We start from the raw sequence: 17,591 nt of genomic DNA on the forward strand, positions 1-17,591 counted from the left end.
AATGGGGATGAAAATAGGCATTCTGCAGTGTGATGATGTCCGCGACGACCTGCAACCCGCACACGGCAATTATCCGGCCATGTTCGAGCAACTGCTGCACCATGCCGACGACCAGCTTGAGCTGGTGTTTTACCGCGCGCTGGATGGCGAACTGCCCGCAGATGTGGATGAATGCGATGTCTACATGACCACCGGCAGTCGTCATGGTGTGAATGATGACTTACCCTGGATCCCGCCATTGCTGGCGTTTATCCGCGAGCTGGATGCACGACACAAGAAACTGGTGGGGATCTGCTTTGGTCATCAGCTGATTGCCAAAGCGTTGGGGGGCAAGGTCATTCAGGCACCGCAGGGCTGGGGCGTTGGTGTGGCGACCCATGATTTAATGGCCCTGCCGGATGGTGTTCATCTCATGGCGGCCATTCCAGACGCGTTATCACTGGTGGTGAGTCATCAGGATCAGGTGGTGAAATTGCCGGATCGCGCCGTGGTGCTTGCCGGAAGCGACTTCTGTCCTTATGCCATGATTCAGGTCGGGCCGCATTTCCTCGGGATTCAGGGGCATCCTGAATTTAGTAAGCCCTACTCAAAGGATTTGATGCTGGCACGTAAAGCGTCGTTACCGGCTGAGGTGCTGGATAACGGCTTAACCTCCCTGCAAAAGCCGGTTGATGCTGAGCGCGTCACCCGTTGGATGCTGGATTTCCTTCGAAACACATAAAGCAGGGAAAACCCTGCCGGATGAACAGGCTGGCAGGGTTTTTATTCACATGATCTTTCTCACATAGTCCTTTCCATTGCGCTGTGTACAGGGATTCGCAGTGTGATTTATCCGGCATAGCTTTCCTGATCATCCCGCTTAAGCACTTTGTGTCCGTCTTCCGTGACGCCTTCCTTCCAGTAGCTGCTGATATAACAGGTTTTGCGATCAAAATCCGGCTGCTGATTCAGATGCTGACGAATTGCCCGCATCTGACTGAATTCACACGCGCACCAGATGGCCGGCGTGCCGGACAGCCAGGTCAGCGCGCTCACGCGTTCAGACAGAGATGCGGTGCTTTCTGAGGTTCGGACGATCAGCGTTATGCCTGCGGGCAGCTTGAGATCAGGCAAATCTGCATTGCTGTGCAGATCCAGCACCACATAACCCCTGGCGTCTGCCGCGAAGCGGGCGAGTTTCAATTGAATGGAAGGCAAAGCGGTCATATCGCCAATCAGCAACACCCAGTCACACCCGTCAGACAGCCCCTGAATGGTATTTGGACCACCCAGTGAAATGGTGTCCCCCACGCTGGCATGCATCGCCCAGTGGCTGGCGTAGCCACCGGTTTCCGGATTGACTTCCCCTGCGTGGTGATGTTTCACAAAATCAATCGCCAATGTGCCGTTTCCGGCATCAAACTCGCTGATGGTGTAAGTGCGAAGGACGGGGCGCTGATCGTCTGCCAGCCCACTGAGGTCGGTGCTGCCGTCCGGCGTGAAGAGCAGTTTTACATATTGTCCGGCGCTGTCAGCCGGGAGCTGGCGGACCGCTTCGCCGGTCAGCACGATACGGCGCATCGCCGGGGAGAGGTTAAAAGTTTGTTGCACGGTGAATGTTTTGGGTTGTAATCGTTTTTGCATGAGTCGGCTCTTTTGAATAGAAGTATTACAGATCGTTTTGCTGCATCTTTGCTTTGACACGTTTGACGGTCGACAGACTGGCACCGGTTTCCTTGGCCACGCTTTGCAGGGTTTTACCGGACCGGAGTAACTGCGCGATTTCACGATGCAGCGCATGGTTCGCGCGGCGGCCCCGGAATTTCTCCTGCCAGGCGGCCGAGTCTTTGCGCAGTGTGTGACGGCTGGCTTCGGCGGCCCATAATCGCTGCTGTGTCTGCGAGCTGGCATAGCCTTTCAGCATCAGTAGCAAGGCATCCGTGATCGGGCATTCCGCTTTGAATGTCAGTGGCTGGGTCAGTGTGCGGACGATTATGCCTTGATCCAGCAGTTGCCGGAGGGTCTGGTGGCAGGCATCAAAGTGAAAACCCAGATCGGTAATCCATCGCACGACCAACTGATCGCCCGGCTGCAGCGCTTCACACAGAGCGCGGTACTGCGGACGTGCTTCGGCCGGAATATTGCCTCGGATCCCGGTTTCCCGAAACAGCTGAAGATCAGGGCTGACTTCGGTGATTTGCCGGACTAAGGCTTCCGGATCGGTCATTTTCGGTGACAACCGAATATAGCCATACAGATTGGGCATGGTGACTCCTTCGCGTTTTATACGGCGTTGAACGCAGAGTAATGGTTCATTTGGTGTGGCTCATTTGAGTTGGATTGTAGTGGCTCATAAATCAACATTCAACACCAAATGAACTGTTTGGCGGTTTTTCTGCAGCATAACAGCCTTATACGGAGTCGATGTGAACGTCTGTATTTTTCGTGGGGATGACGAGTGAGATGGAGACGACATATAAAGACGCGGTGGTGATTTTTAATAGTCTAAATCAATGGTTTACAGTCATTCCCGCGAAGGCGGGAATCCATAGAGCGCCGGGTTAACAGCACGAAAAAATCATCATTGCACAGATAAAACCACAGCGAGGTTCAGCCATTCTGTACACTCATTCCAGCGCTCAGACGAGGCTCTGGCGCATCAACGTCACTGGTTCCCCGCCTGCGCGGGGACGACGGAGACAAGTGGTTACCGTGAGATGGCTGGAATGACACCTCAAAATTAGCTTTTTAATATTTTAAATCAACTATTTACCGTCATTCCCGCGAAGGCGGGAATCCATAGAGCGCCGGGTTAACAGCATGAGAAAATCATCATTGCACAGATAAAACCACAACGAGGTTCAGCCATTCTGTACACTCATTCCAGCGCTCAGACGAGGCTCTGGCGCATCAACGTCACTGGTTCCCCGCCTGCGCGGGAACGACGGAGGAAGAGCTGGAGCGACACCTCAAGCTCATCTATTTTTTATATTTTAAATCAACCATTTACCGTCATTCCCGCGAAGGCGGGAATCCATAGAGCGCCGGGTTCACAGCATGAGAAAATCATCATTGCACAGATAAAACCACAGCGAGGTTCAGCCATTCTGTACACTCATCTCAGCGCTCAGACGAGGCTCTGGCGCATCAACGTCACTGGTTCCCCGCCTGCGCGGGGACGACGGAGGAAGAGCTGGAGCGACACCTCAAGTTTATCTATATTTTTATTATTTTAAATCAACCGCTTACCGTCATTCCCGCGCAGGCGGGAATCCATAGAACGCCGGGTTAAAAGCACGAAAAAATCATCATTGCACAGATAAAACCACAGCGAGGTTCAGCCATTCTGTACACTCATCCCAGCGCTCAGACGAGGCTCTGGCGCATCAACGTCACTGGTTCCCCGCCTGCGCGGGAACGACGGAGGAAAAGCTGGAGCGATACCTCAAGTTTATCTATATTTTTATATTTAAAATCAACTATTTACCGTCATTCCCGCGAAGGCGGGAATCCATAGGGCGCCGGGTTAACAGCACGAAAAAATCATCATTGCACAGATAAAACCACAACGAGGTTCAGCCACTCTGTACACTCATCCCAACGTTCAGACGAGGCTCTGGCGCATCAACGTCACTGGCTCCCCGCCTGTGCGGGGGACGACGGGGGAAGAGCTGGAGCGATACCTCAAGTTCATCTATATTTTAAATCAAACATTTACCGTCATTCCCGCGAAGGCGGGAATCCATAGAGCACCGGGTTAACAGCATGAGAAAATCATCATTGCACAGATAAAACCACAACGAGGCTCTGGCGCATCAACGTCACTGGTTCCCCGCCTGCGCGGGGACGACGGAGGAAGAGCTGGAACGACACCTCAAGTTCATCTATATTTTAAATCAATTGTTTACAGTCATTTCCGCGAAGGCGGGAATCCATAGAGCGCCGGGTTCACAGCACGAAAAAATCATCATTGCACAGATAAAACCACAACGAGGTTCAGCCATTCTGTACACTCATTCCAGCGCTCAGACGAGGCTCTGGCGCATCAACGTCACTGGTTCCCCGCCTGCGCGGGGACGACGGGGGAAGAGCTGGAGCGACACCTCAAGTTTATCTATATTTTTATTATTTTAAATCAATCGCTTACAGTAATTCCCGCGAAGGCGGGAATCCATAGAGCGCCGGGTTAACAGCATGAGAAAATCATCATTGCACAGATAAAACCACAACGAGGTTCAGCCATTCTGTACACTCATCCCAGCGCTCAGACGAGGCTCTGGCGCATCAACGTCACTGGGTTCCCGCCTGCGCGGGAACGACGGGGGAAGAGCGGGGATGACGCGCGGACGCTCAGACGAGCGTCGGCTTGGTTTGAAGCAGACTCACTTCCTGTTTCAGCCAGTCGATAAAGGCCCGAGCACGGGCCATGCGCGGGGAAGTCGGATCGTAAAACAGGGTGTAGCGGATACCGGGCACCAGGCCGATATCAAAGGGTTGAACCAGCAGCCCATTGTCCAGATAATCCCCGCCAGACTCAAGGTGCCTAAACAGGCGCCATGACCTGCCATCACAGCATTCAGACCCATTTCGAAGGTGCTCACTTCCATCCATTGCAGATTACTCTCCGGCATGTGGACATCCGCAGCCTCAAACCATCGCGCCCAGGTTAAATTGCAGGTTTCCGCCCAGTGCACCAGCCAGCATTTCAGCAATTGTTCCGGGTGCGTGAACTTGATGGCATGCGCCAGTTCTGGTGAGCAGAGCGGATAAACCGGCTCTTCATATAAGATGCAGGATTGAATACTGTCGCCGAAGTCATTTTTAAATCCCTGACGAATTGCCAAATCTGCCCGGCCGTATTTCATGTCCGGGTTTTCTGCGGTGGCATCCACCCGAATCGAGATATCGGGATGAATCATGGTGAATTTCCATAATCTCGGCATCAGCCAGCGTGAGGCGAATGAACGGGAAGTGTTCACGGTCAGAATGCCTTCCAGAGGCTCGGCCTGAATACGGTTCAACCCTGCGAGAATCTGGTCGAATCCGCGGGAAACATCGGTGAACAGACTGGATCCCTGAGGGGTCAGCATCATGTTTCGACCCTGGCGGTAAAACAGTTTGCATCCCAGAGATTCCTCCAGTTGACGAATTTTCTGACTGACAGCCGCCTGACTGATAAACAGTTCTTCCGCGGCTTTACTGTAGCTCTGACGGCGGGCTGCTGCCTCAAAGTAGCGCAAACCGGATAAGTGCTGGAGTCGATTGTCCATAATTTCAGCTTATAGTTGGTGTCACAAATCATCGTTCGTTGATAAACGCCATTATACGCATAATTCCCGCAAGAGATGTGAATTGAGGGATAAAACATGATCAGACTTGTGATGAACCGAATCTTTAATTTTCAGCTGTTCTGGCAGTCAAAATCTGAAAAATGCGGACCTGACAAAGAAAAGTCACTGCGACCTGCAGAACATTTGTCACCCCATTTACAGCGGGATTTAGGGCTGACTTCTGAGCCACCCCGTGCTTCGGACTATCACCGCTTCTTATCCTGAAATGGGCCGGTTCAGGGATGGAACCGCTCTGAGATTCAGGGTGAGGGTCGGACTTTTATTGTGCAACCCATTGAATTTATGGTTAAGATGCGGAGGGAAAGGAATCTTCAGGGAACATCAGATGCATGTAAAAGTACGGGCGCTAACGCCTGCCGATCTTCAGCCTTACCGGGAAGTTCGTCTGGAAAGTCTGCGTTTGCATCCCGAGTGTTTTGGTGCCAGTTATGAGGCGCAGCGGCAGTTACCTCAAATGCATTTTGAACAGAAAATTGCATCGCAGGATCCGCACTATACGATGTTGGGCGCTTTTGATGGTGAATTACTGATTGGACTCTGTGGTGTCTCAGCGTTGGAAATTCACGTGGCGTTGATCACGCAGATGTATGTGAAATCTGCCTATCAGGGGTACGGAGTCGGCCAGATTCTGATTGATGCGGCAAAGCGCATCGCGGTTGCCGCTCATCAGGCGCATGTCCTTCAGCTGAATGTGTTTCCGCATAATCTTCCGGCGAAACGTCGCTATGAACAGGCGGGCTTTCAGGTGGCCGGTCAAACCGATGGAGAACTGAACATGGTGCTGACTTTACGATGATTGAATTCCGACATGTCGATCCAACACTGGTTCCTATGGCGTTGTTGCTTGAAGCTGATCCGTCAGAAACCTGTATTCGGGCTTACTTGAATGATGCGTATTGTCTGGCGGCGGTTGTTGGGGGAGAAATTTTGGGTGTCTGTGTCGCCAAAGAGACGAAACCCGGCATTTATGAGATTTTCAATCTGGCTGTTGATCCGCTCTATCAGCAGCAGGGCATTGGCTCACAGCTGCTGTCAGCATTGTTTCCCCGGCTGAAAAAGCTCGGTGTGGATGTTGTCGAGCTGGGCACGGGCACTTTTGGCTACCAGCTGACGTTTTATCAGAAAATGGGGTTTCGGGTGGTATCCGTCGTGAAAGATTTTTTTACGGACCATTATGAGGAACCCATTTTTGAGCATGGCTTACAGCACCGGGATATGCTCCGATTGCGTTTGAATTTTGCGGAGCAATAGATTGTTCTGCCCAACGGGCACCAATGCTGTGAAACGGGTATTTTCTTCAATTCAGATCGAATTCTTGCTGCATTCCGATTGATCCTCCCTTGGCTATTGATGACAAATCTATAAAATATCTGGTCATTCAATTGGGAGGAGAATCACCTTTCTCCTGCATGTCTCAAGAGACGGTTTCCGGCTGAGAAGGCTGCGATAAAACCGGGCGGATAAAGGAACTCAGCATGCCTCTGAGCGTAGATGACTGTCGTGCTGTATGGCGGAACTGGACTCGTTGTCTGGTTACCGGTCTGGCTTTGCTGAGTAGTGTCAGTGTGCTGGCAGCCCAAGGCCGCGAAGTGATCGTGATTGGTGGCGATCATCATTATCCGCCTTACGAGTTTATCAATGACGATGGCGAGCCGGATGGATACAACACCGAGCTAACCCGTGCGATCGCTGAAGTCATGGGCATTCAGATTGAATTCCGGATGGGTGGCTGGGAAGATATCCGGCGTCAGTTGGATCAGGGCGAGATTGATATCGTACAGGGGATGGTGCAATCCAGTGCCCGGCAACAGCGGTATAGCTTTTCTCCTCCGCACGCCATTGTGCATCAGTCTGTTTTTGCCCGAAAAGGGGCTGAACCGATTTTGGGTTTAGCTGACCTCAGCGGCAAATCGGTCATCGTGCAGCACAGCGGTGCCATGCATGACTTTCTGAACCATCAGCAACCCGGTGCCGGACTGGTTCTGGTGGACTCTCATGCCGATGCCCTCCGGTTGCTGGCCTCCGGTCAACATGATTACGCGCTGGTCGCCAATCTGCCCGGATTGTATACCGGCAAGGCCCTGGAGCTGTCGAATATCATTCCGGTGGGACGGCCGCTGGGCGCGCAGCATTACGGTTATGCGGTGCTGAAAGGGAATGAAGATCTGCTGGCCCAATTCAGCGAAGGGCTGGCGATTCTGAAAAACACGGGCCGCCAGCAGGCGATTTACGACAAATGGCTGGGACCGCTGGAAAACCAGAGCGTGAGTTGGAAGCAATTGGGCATGGCTGCCGCTGTGGTGTCGGGGATTCTGTTGCTGGTGCTGGGCGGCATTATGATCTGGAACCGTGCCCTCAGCCGGGAGGTGGCCCGCAGAACAGAAGCGCAGCAATTGCAGCAACAGCAACTGATTCAGGCCGATAAAATGACGTCTCTGGGCATCTTAGTGTCCGGGATGGCGCATGAGATCAATAATCCCAGCAGTCTGTTATTGCTGAATCTGCCGTTGCTGAAAGATGCCTATCAGGATGCGGAAGACATTCTGGAAGCGCATTACCAGCAGCATGGCGATTTTTCGCTGGGCGGTTTGTCTTACAGCCGGATGCGGGATGAAATTCCATCGATGCTGGATGAGATGCTGGAAGGCACCCAGCGGATTCGTCGCATTGTGGACGATTTAAGAGATTTCGCCCGTCAGGAACCCACCAATTGCCGTGATCATGTGGATCTGAATACAGTCACAGCGGCAGCGATTCGTTTAGTGGATCGCACGATTTCCCAGTCTACGCATCACTTTTCGGTAACTTACGGCGATAACCTCCCTGATTTTGAAGGGAACGCACAACGCATTGAACAGGTGGTGATTAATCTGATCATCAATGCCTGTCAGGCCCTGAGTTCACCGGAACAGGCGATTCAGGTCCGGACTGCATACCTCCCTGTGGAGAGAAAACTTACTCTGGTAGTACGGGATCAGGGACAGGGCATTGATCCTGAGCATGTGTCGCGTCTGAGCGATCCTTTCTTTACCACCAAACGGGAGCAGGGCGGAACCGGGCTGGGACTGTCGATTTCGTTCAGTATTGTCAGTGAACATGGCGGGACACTCACTTACGACTCCATTCCTCAGCAAGGTACCTGCGTGACACTGGCACTGCCTGCCCATCAAAGGAATTCTGATTCATGAATAGCAATCCATACCCGGCATTTGGCGTTTTACTGGTTGATGATGAACCGGCTTTTTTACGAAGTCTGAGCATTGTGCTGGAACGCCGTGGCGGGATTAACCATATATTTCAGTGTCAGGACAGCCGTGAAGCGATCGCAATGATAGAGCGGGAAAATATCGGGCTGGTGCTGTTGGATCTGACGATGCCGCATTTGTCCGGTGAAGCCTTGCTGACGCAGATCAAAGCCGAATTTCCGGAAGTCGCAGTGATCATTATCAGCGGTCTGAATCAGGCTGAAACGGCAATGAATTGTATCCGGCTTGGGGCCCATGATTATTTCGTGAAAACCACGGAAGAGAACCGGCTGGTGGAAGGGGTGAAGCGCGTCATTTTACTGCAGGAGATGCAGGCAGAAAATTACGCTCTGCGTCGCCGTTTTCTCACCGATACACTGGAAAGGCCGGAGGTGTTCGCCAGGATCATCACTCGGGATAAGGCGATGCGCTCGGTGTTTCAGTATCTGGAGTCGGTCGCTCCCAGCAGCCAGCCCGTGATGATATGCGGTGAAAGCGGGGTCGGCAAAGAGCTGATTGCCCGGGCGCTGCATCGTTTAAGCAACCGGAATGGTCCGTTGATCAGCGTGAATGTGGCCGGGCTGGACGACAATGTCTTTGCGGATACCTTGTTCGGCCATCATCGCGGGGCTTTTACCGGAGCAGATGCGGCTCGCGGCGGGCTGATTGAGCAGGCCGCGGGCGGGATGCTCTTTCTGGATGAGATTGGCGATCTGAGTCAGGCCTCGCAAGTGAAATTACTGCGGCTGATTCAGGAGGGGGAATATTACCCGCTTGGCAGCGACCGGCCCAAACGCCTGAAAGCCAGAATTGTGGTGGCCACGCATCAGGATCTGGTCCGGAAACAGGAGGCTGGTGAGTTCCGCAAAGATCTGTATTACCGGCTTAAAACGCATCAGGTCGATATTCCGCCACTGCGAAAACGCCGTCAGGATATTCCGCTACTGCTCGAGCATTTTTTGCAGGAAGCCGCCGATGAGCTGGGCAAAGAAAAGCCAACGATTCCTAAGGAGCTGCCAGTGTTGCTGGCTAATTACACCTTTCCCGGCAACATTCGGGAATTACGGGCGCTGGCCTATGATGCGATGAGTCAGCATCGCGCCAGAATGCTGTCGATGGATGTGTTCCGACGGGTACTGGCGCAGCAAAAGTCCGATCCTGAATCTGTCGCGCAGGCAGAAGTCATGCTGTTCGATCCGGATCTGCCTTTGCCTTCGTTACAGGACATCGGGGATTTACTGACACAGGAAGCGATGCGCCGCTCAGACGGCAATCAGTCACTGGCGGCCAGACTGCTCGGGATTTCGCAGCCTGCGTTGAGTAAGCGGTTGAAGAAAACCCAAATGGGTGAATGAAACCCCTATAACCTGTCTTAAGACTATAACCAAAGGAATGTATATAACCCTTTGTTTTTATAGTGCTTATCGCGTGTCTTTCAATAGGTATTCCTTTGGTTATACCCCATTGCATCACGGGCCACTGTCTTTTTAAAACATAAAAATGATAAAAATCAAATAGATATGCCATTGGAACAATTTGGCATCATGCTTGCAACAATTCTGCTTCTTTAAATGTGGGACAACCCACGCATCATGATGAGCAAAGCAGTGAGCGTTCCTGAAACAGAACGTCCTGACTTTTGCCAATGGAAGAGGGATCAACATGGATCAAGCAAGCGTGAAGCCGTCGCCGAAAGGGGTTTGGGGCCGACTGGCATTGTGGAAAAAAATTCTGGTCGGGATGATTTTGGGGGTGATCGCCGGCAGTCTGATGGGCCCGGATGCCGAGCTGCTGAAACCGATTGGTACATTGTTTGTGAATGCAATCAAAATGCTGATTGTGCCCCTGGTATTTTGTTCGCTGGTTGTGGGTGTGACTTCAATGCAAGACACCCGGAAAATGGGCCGGATTGGCGCAAAGTCAATTGTGATCTATCTGGGCACGACCGCTGTGGCCATCAGTGTGGGTCTGGGCCTGTCGCATATTCTGGCACCGGGCGCCGGACTGGGAATGACAGCTTCTGCTGCTGCCGCAGATGCGAAAGAAGCGCCAACTCTGGTTCAGACCATTCTCAGTCTGATTCCGAATAACCCGATCAGCGCGCTGGCTGCGGGGAATATTCTCCAAATTATTGTGTTTGCGCTGGGTCTGGGTGTTGCATTGAACCTGTGTGGTGAAAAAGGCAAACCAGCAGTACAAGTGTTTGAAAGTCTGGCGGAAGCCATGTACAAACTGACCGAACTGGTGATGAAGCTCGCGCCTTACGGGATTTTCGGCCTGATGGCTTGGGTCGCCGGTAAATACGGCCTGGAAATTCTGCTGCCGCTGTTCAAGGTGATTGGGGTGGCCTATCTGGGGAGTGTGATCCTGGTATTGCTGTTCTATCCTGCTGTAATTCAGGTGGTGGGCCGTTTGAATCCTGTGCCTTATATCAAAGGGATCATGACACCGGCTGCCGTTGCGTTCACAACAACCAGTAGTTCAGGGACGCTGCCTGCGAGTATCAAATGTGCCCGTGAAGATCTGGGTGTCTCGAAAGGTGTTTCCAGTTTTGTCTTGCCGCTGGGTGCAACCATCAATATGGACGGCACGGCCCTGTATCAGGGGGTTGCAGCACTGTTTGTTGCTCAGGCTTTTGGTATCCAGTTGGAATTTGCGGACTACGTGACCATTGTCATGACGGCGACACTGGCGTCGATTGGTACGGCAGGCGTGCCGGGGGCTGGTCTGATTATGTTGTCGCTGGTGCTGACGACGGTTGGCCTGCCAATGGAAGGTCTGGCAATTATCGCCGGTATCGATCGGATTCTGGACATGGCCCGGACCACTGTGAACGTTTGTGGCGACCTGATGGTGTCTGTTCTGGTTGGTCGCAGTGAGGGCGAGCTGGATGAAAGCATCTATTACAGTGCTGAGGGCGAAAACCTGAAAGTGAAAGAAGAAACCGCCTGACGGCTCATCGTGAAAAAGAATGCAAAGGCCAGCTTTTCAGCTGGCCTTTTTCATTCCTCTGATGCATGGGAAAATCGAATTTGTGACGAAGGATAAATTTCATGATGCACATTGTTTTGATGAAAGGTGGGAAGGCCAGAAAAGTGATCGCAGAGCCGTTTGGGTAATCATGCCTTGGAATGGGATAAAGCTGATTAATTATCCGTTGGTTTGAAATAGGATTTCACTGCAGAGGGCTGAAAAAACGGAATAACTATAATTTTCTGTTGAATGCAATCATTTCCGCTATGCATTAATTGCATCATCGCTTACTTTTCAGCATTTCCTTTTGCCGGGTAAAAAGAACATTGTATTTCCGTCTTTTCTACCCAGAGTCAAAGGTGACCGCTATGTTAGACATTGCCCAAAAGGTACGTATTGAAGAAGACCTGCTCGGCACACGTGAAATCCCTGCGAATGCATATTACGGTATTCACTCCCTGCGCGCTTACGAGAATTTTAATATTTCATCCATGCGTATTTCGGATATTCCGGAATTTGTGCGTGGCATGGTTTTTACCAAAAAAGCAGCCGCACGAGCGAATATGGCGCTGGGTTCGATTCCATCCGATGTTGGTCAGATGATTATTCAGGCCTGCGATCTGATTCTGGAAACCGGCAAGTGCATGGATCAGTTTATTTCAGATGTTTATCAGGGCGGCGCTGGCACCTCGGTCAACATGAACACCAATGAAGTGATCGCAAACGTTGCCTTGGAACTGATGGGTCGTGAAAAGGGTGAGTACCACATCATTAACCCGAATGATCACGTGAACAAAAGTCAGTCGACCAACTGTGCGTATCCGACAGGCTTCCGCATTGCGGTCTATCACAGCATCATGAAACTGCTGGGCTCAATTGAGCATCTGCAGGCAGCATTCGATGCGAAAAGCGTAGAATTTTCCGACGTGCTGAAGATGGGCCGTACCCAGCTTCAGGATGCCGTGCCAATGACGGTCGGCCAGGAATTCCGTGCCTTCAGCGTGCTACTGAAAGAAGAGATTAAAAACCTGCATTACGCTGCCGCGCTGCTGCTGGAAGTGAATTTGGGTGCAACCGCCATCGGTACTGGTCTGAATGCCCCCGCGGGTTATCAGGCGCTGGCTGTGCAATATCTGGCGGAAGCAACAGGTCTGGACTGCGTACCGGCAGAAGATCTGATTGAGGCGACCTCAGATTGCGGCGCTTATGTGACTGTACATGCGGCCCTGAAACGTCTGGCGGTGAAAATGTCCAAGGTGTCGAATGACCTGCGCTTGCTGTCATCCGGCCCGCGTGCTGGTCTGAATGAAATCAACCTGCCTGAAATGCAGGCGGGCTCATCCATCATGCCAGCAAAAGTAAACCCAGTGATTCCGGAAGTGGTGAATCAGGTGTGCTTTAAGGTGATCGGCAATGACACCACAGTGACCATGGCTGCGGAAGCAGGCCAGTTGCAACTGAACGTGATGGAGCCTGTGATTGGCCAGGCACTGTTTGAATCGATTGAACTGCTGGGCAATGCCTGCATCAATCTGGCGGACAAATGTGTGTCGGGTATTACCGTGAACCGTCAGATCTGTGAAGATTACGTGTTTAACTCAATCGGTATCGTGACTTATCTGAATCCGTACATCGGCCATCATGAAGGCGATATCGTCGGTAAGATTTGTGCAGAAACCGGCCGCAGCGTGAAGGAAGTTGCGCTGGAGCGCGGGTTACTGAGTGAAGATGATCTGAACGATATCTTCTCGGCACAGAATCTGATGCGCCCGGTGTATAAAGCCAAGCTGTATAGCTGAAACACATCCAAAGAATAACAACAAAAGGTCTAGTACCGCCCTACACCCTCCCTGTTCGCAGGGAGGTTTTTTCTTTTCTCCCTCCTCTCTCCTCTCTGTCCTGAGTCTTGTCGTGCTGTGACGCCAATAATGACATTTGCTGAAAACATGCCAGAACACGTTGTGTTTTTTATGCATGCCGACTGATCAACGGGTGCTTATCTGTGTGGAGACATCGAGAAAGCAAGTACTTTGAACTGGTCTAAACTGGAGCTACAGGCATGACCTGATACGCAATATGAAAGTATGTTTGTTGAACAGGTTTTCATGAATGAAGGAAGGAATCAGAATGAATACGAATCATTTTAGGTGGCTGTATTTTATTTTGTTGCTGGTTATTGCATCGGTTTCAGTGGGTGCCTCTGCTGCAACAGACAAACCCAACATTCTTGTCATATTCGGAGATGATATCGGGCAGACGAATGTCTCCGCATATTCGATGGGAGTAGTGGGGTATCGCACCCCGAACATTGACCGAATTGCTTCGGAAGGCATGATCTTTACAGATTATTATGCTGAACAGAGTTGTACTGCAGGTCGCTCAACATTTATAACCGGGCAATCGACTTATCGGACCGGTTTGTCCAAAGTCGGTTTGCCGGGCGCTGATTTAGGGTTGCAGAAAGAAGACCCGACCATTGCGGAACTGCTGAAGCCTCTCGGTTACGCCACGGGTCAGTTTGGTAAAAACCACTTGGGTGATCGGGATGAGTTTTTGCCAACAAGTCATGGATTTGATGAATTCTTTGGTAACCTCTATCACTTGAATGCAGAAGAAGAACCTGAAAATTTTAACTACCCTCAAGATGAAGCATTCAGGAAAAAATATAGCCCTCGTGGTGTCATTCATTCCACGGCTGACGGCAAAATTGAAGATACCGGTCCTTTATCAAGAAAACGTATGGAAACCGTGGATGAAGAAACCTTAGATGCTGCAATCCAATTTATGGAAAAGTCAGTGAAAGATGAAAAGCCGTTTTTCGTTTGGTGGAATGCAACACGAATGCATTTATATACTCATGTGAAAGAGGCGAATCGTGATAAACCGGGACTTAACGCCAGAACTGAATATGCAGATGGTATGATCGAACATGACAGCCATGTGGGTATTTTGCTCGACAAACTGGATGAAATGAACATTGCTGATAACACCATCGTCATTTATACAACGGATAACGGCCCGCATAAAAATACCTGGCCAGATGGTGGTTTGAGTCCATTCCGGAGTGAGAAAAACACCAATTGGGAAGGTGCATTCCGTGTCCCTGCGATGATTCGCTGGCCTGGGAAAATCAAAGCGAATCAGGTTTCAAATGAGATCATCAGTGGACTGGACTGGTTACCGACTTTGCTTGCAGCTGCAGGTGACGCCGATGTGAAAGACAAACTGCTCAAAGGGATGAAAGCCAATGGTGAGACGTTCAAAGTACACTTAGATGGTTATAATCAGCTTCCTTATCTGACCGGTAAAGAAGAAAAGTCGCCACGAAAAGATTTTTTCTATTTTAATGATGATGGTCAACTGGTGGCAATGCGGTTTGAAAGCTGGAAAATTGTCTTTATGGAGCAACGCGTTCCGGGCACTTTAAGGGTCTGGGCTGAACCTTTCATCCCGCTACGTTTGCCGAAGATCTTTAATTTGCGTGCTGATCCCTATGAATCGGCAGATATTACTTCAAATACATATTATGAGTGGGTACTCCGTCATGCGTTTTTGCTAGTGCCTGCGCAGCAGTATGTGGCTCAGTTCCTGGAAACATTTAAAGAGTTTCCACCCAGACAAAAACCTGCGTCATTTAATCTGGATGAAGTCATGCGAAAGCTATCTGAATCACAGAATCATTAAGCTAATTGAACTGAAACGAAACAGTTTCATGTTAGAAGGCGCAATTTTTGATTGCGCCTCCTTTTTTGGCCGATGGTGCAGAAGTTAATGAGGTTGTGATTCCCGGCTCAATAACCCATCAATCGGGCTCATCTTACTCATCGCACTCCAGATGGCCTCGCAGGTTGCATGCAGCCGGGAATGGTAGCGATACACGTATAAATCCAGCGGGATAGGCTCTCGGGCAGATAAGATCTGCAAACGACCTGCGGCCAGTTCCTCTTTGATCGCATAATCCGGCAGCCAGCTGATCCCTTTGCCCTGCATCACCAACGCTTTGATGAAGTCCGTCATGGATGAGGTACACACGGTGTTGTGCGTCAGCGTCCGGTTAGACCGCTGCAATGCCCGTCCCATGTAACTCTCCGGTGTGTAATCCAGGCAGGGCACGGCTTCATTTTCGGCCGGGTCAAACAGCGGTTTGCCATGTTCGTCCACCGCAGAGACGCAATACAGATAACTGCGTCCTAAATGGATGGATCGGTAAGGGGCCACCTGCAGCCGGTCTTCATAAAATGAAAACAGAAAATCGCATTTGCCATCAATCAGGAGTTTCACCGCTTCGTCAACTTCATTGGCTACCACTGAAAGCTGGGTATTCAATGCCGGGTTAAACAGGCAGGCATGCAGTTTCGGTAAGACACTGATCGCCATGGAATGCGAGGAACTGATCCGAACGGTATGCCGGCCCAGAAATGAACTACCAGACAGGCGGTTTACTTCATCATCCAGTTGCTGCAGGATGGATTGGGCCGTGGTTTTAAACTGTTTTCCATGCAGCGTCAGTTCAATCGGCGTTTTTCCCCGATCGATTAGATTCAGGCCCAGTTCGGTTTCAAGGGATTTAATCCGGCGACTGAAGGCGGGCTGAGTGACATTGCGAACAGCAGCCGCATGCGAAAAATTACGCAGTTCGGCCAGGGTCAGGAAATCCTGCAACCATTTCGTTTCGATATTTTTCATGTGAACGACAGTGAGATCGAAGGAAGCTCTGGTTCATGCAGAGCCATGAACGGATAAGATTACCAAAACCCTGACAAGGGCTGCCATCTTTATCTCGGATGTTTTTGCCGTTTTCATGAGCACTCAGCGAACTGAAAAAATCTGAATCTCTACGGGATTGTTTGTGTTAGGTTTTCAGACGAAATCTGTGAACAACAATGGAAGGAAAGCGGCATGATACTGGAAGTTGCAATATTGGATGTTCTGCCTGAACAGACCGAGGCTTTTGAACGGGATGACGCAAGAGGATAATTACAAAATATTGCGCAACTTATTGCGTAATTGCACAGAATCGGACATCAAGGTATGACAGCAGATGAATCTGGATGCATAAAACATTAAGATGACTGAAATTTCAGGGAGTTGCTGAATCGCTGTCAACAGGAGAAGGGAATGGACATCAAACCAATTCACAAGGCGAGTTGCCATTGTGGTGCCGTGGAACTTGAATTGAAAATGCCCCATGGTCTGGAAGACCCGCGTCGTTGCACTTGCTCGATGTGTCGCAAGCGCGGGGCAATTGCAGCATCGGTCCTGCTGGAAAACCTGAAGGTCGTCAAAGGAGAAGAAAACCTGACGCTTTATCAGTTCAATACCATGACCGCCAAACATTATTTCTGCAAAACCTGCGGTATCTACACCCATCATCAGCGTCGCTCAAATCCCCATCAGTTCGCCATCAATGTTGCTTGTCTGGAAGGTGTCAATCCTTACGAACTGGAACCGGTCAAAATCAATGATGGCGTGAATCATCCGTCCGATCGGTGACTGACTTGTATCGTCTTTTTTTGGCATTCCTGCGCAGGCGGGAAATCATAGGGAGGGCGTCTTGAATCGGCAAATACACTGAATTTCATTCAGATGTAGCCTGAACATGTGAAAGCAATGACATGTCGTGACATGAAATCAGAATAAAACGAAAGGAAGCACTATGGACAGTCACTTCATTAATGAAGTCAGACATGCAGAAGCACAACTCAAACAAGCGATGCTGAGTTCAGACACAGATCAACTCTCAGTTTTACTCGCTGAGGATCTGATTTTCACCAATCATCTGGGGCAAAGGTTAACCCGTGATCATGACTTATCCGCGCATATTTCCGGCCTGGTCAATATTGATTCGATTGAAACCTCAGAAGAGTTGATTCGGCAGATCGGGACATTTGCAATCGTGAGTCTCAAAGCCGACATCAACGGACAGTATGATGGCCAGCCTGCGAATGGCTGTTTTCGTTTTACCCGGATCTGGCTGAAGAAAAACGGCAAGCTGCAAGTGAAAGCAGCACACGCCAGCATGATTGCCTGAACTTTGGAGGGG

General features: G+C 50.6%; 13 protein-coding genes and 1 pseudogene. 10 read left to right on the plus strand and 4 right to left on the minus strand.

All coding sequences use genetic code 11. The features are described from left to right. Nucleotides 1–7: 7 nt before the first annotated feature. Nucleotides 8–721 (plus strand): GMP synthase, encoded by a 714-nt coding sequence (locus KDD30_RS23980; RefSeq protein ID WP_211651115.1) that lies wholly within the window; start codon nucleotides 8–10, stop codon nucleotides 719–721. Between the two features lie 107 nt (nucleotides 722–828). Here the strand turns inward: KDD30_RS23980 and KDD30_RS23985 are convergent, their stop codons facing one another. The 3 genes and pseudogenes from KDD30_RS23985 to KDD30_RS23995 form a co-directional block, all read right to left on the minus strand. Further along, nucleotides 829–1,623 (minus strand): siderophore-interacting protein, encoded by a 795-nt coding sequence (locus KDD30_RS23985; protein WP_211651116.1) that lies wholly within the window; start codon nucleotides 1,621–1,623, stop codon nucleotides 829–831. A 25-nt stretch (nucleotides 1,624–1,648) separates the two neighbouring features. Then, on the minus strand, nucleotides 1,649–2,245 hold the full coding sequence (locus KDD30_RS23990) for a recombinase family protein (protein WP_211651117.1): 597 nt from the start codon (nucleotides 2,243–2,245) through the stop codon (nucleotides 1,649–1,651). Nucleotides 2,246–4,329: 2,084 nt separating this feature from the next. Beyond that, nucleotides 4,330–5,249: pseudogene (locus tag KDD30_RS23995) on the minus strand (LysR substrate-binding domain-containing protein). Between the two features lie 406 nt (nucleotides 5,250–5,655). Between KDD30_RS23995 and KDD30_RS24000 the strand changes: the two are divergent. From KDD30_RS24000 to KDD30_RS24030, 7 genes are all read left to right on the plus strand, one after another. After that, nucleotides 5,656–6,126 carry a GNAT family N-acetyltransferase gene (locus tag KDD30_RS24000; protein ID WP_211651118.1) on the plus strand — a complete coding sequence of 157 codons (471 nt, stop codon included), beginning with the start codon at nucleotides 5,656–5,658 and terminating at the stop codon, nucleotides 6,124–6,126. After that, nucleotides 6,123–6,581, plus strand: a complete 459-nt coding sequence (locus KDD30_RS24005; RefSeq protein WP_211651119.1) for a GNAT family N-acetyltransferase — start codon at nucleotides 6,123–6,125, stop codon at nucleotides 6,579–6,581. Before KDD30_RS24000 ends, KDD30_RS24005 begins: the two co-directional genes overlap by 4 nt. 224 nt (nucleotides 6,582–6,805) lie before the next feature. After that, complete coding sequence (locus KDD30_RS24010; protein ID WP_211651120.1) at nucleotides 6,806–8,518, plus strand: transporter substrate-binding domain-containing protein; 1,713 nt, start codon at nucleotides 6,806–6,808, stop codon at nucleotides 8,516–8,518. Then, nucleotides 8,515–9,930 carry a sigma-54 dependent transcriptional regulator gene (locus tag KDD30_RS24015; protein WP_211651121.1) on the plus strand — a complete coding sequence of 472 codons (1,416 nt, stop codon included), beginning with the start codon at nucleotides 8,515–8,517 and terminating at the stop codon, nucleotides 9,928–9,930. The genes KDD30_RS24010 and KDD30_RS24015 overlap by 4 nt, the downstream gene beginning before the upstream one ends. A 307-nt stretch (nucleotides 9,931–10,237) precedes the next feature. Continuing rightward, nucleotides 10,238–11,527 carry a dicarboxylate/amino acid:cation symporter gene (locus KDD30_RS24020; protein WP_211651122.1) on the plus strand — a complete coding sequence of 430 codons (1,290 nt, stop codon included), beginning with the start codon at nucleotides 10,238–10,240 and terminating at the stop codon, nucleotides 11,525–11,527. Between the two features lie 389 nt (nucleotides 11,528–11,916). Next, entirely contained in the window at nucleotides 11,917–13,347 is a 1,431-nt protein-coding gene (aspA, locus tag KDD30_RS24025; protein WP_211651123.1) for an aspartate ammonia-lyase, read from the plus strand. 328 nt (nucleotides 13,348–13,675) lie between these two features. Further along, complete coding sequence (locus KDD30_RS24030) at nucleotides 13,676–15,232, plus strand: arylsulfatase (protein ID WP_211651124.1); 1,557 nt, start codon at nucleotides 13,676–13,678, stop codon at nucleotides 15,230–15,232. A gap of 84 nt (nucleotides 15,233–15,316) precedes the next feature. Here KDD30_RS24030 and KDD30_RS24035 read toward each other — a convergent pair whose 3' ends face one another. Further along, nucleotides 15,317–16,234 (minus strand): LysR substrate-binding domain-containing protein, encoded by a 918-nt coding sequence (locus KDD30_RS24035; RefSeq protein ID WP_211651125.1) that lies wholly within the window; start codon nucleotides 16,232–16,234, stop codon nucleotides 15,317–15,319. A gap of 432 nt (nucleotides 16,235–16,666) precedes the next feature. Between KDD30_RS24035 and KDD30_RS24040 the strand changes: the two genes are divergently transcribed. Further along, nucleotides 16,667–17,041 (plus strand): GFA family protein, encoded by a 375-nt coding sequence (locus KDD30_RS24040; RefSeq protein WP_211651126.1) that lies wholly within the window; start codon nucleotides 16,667–16,669, stop codon nucleotides 17,039–17,041. 163 nt (nucleotides 17,042–17,204) lie between these two features. Beyond that, on the plus strand, nucleotides 17,205–17,579 hold the full coding sequence (locus KDD30_RS24045) for a nuclear transport factor 2 family protein (RefSeq protein WP_211651127.1): 375 nt from the start codon (nucleotides 17,205–17,207) through the stop codon (nucleotides 17,577–17,579). Nucleotides 17,580–17,591: the final 12 nt, after the last annotated feature.

Origin of the sequence: Photobacterium sp. GJ3 (assembly GCF_018199995.1) — a bacterium.
Classification (GTDB): Bacteria; Pseudomonadota; Gammaproteobacteria; order Enterobacterales; family Vibrionaceae; genus Photobacterium.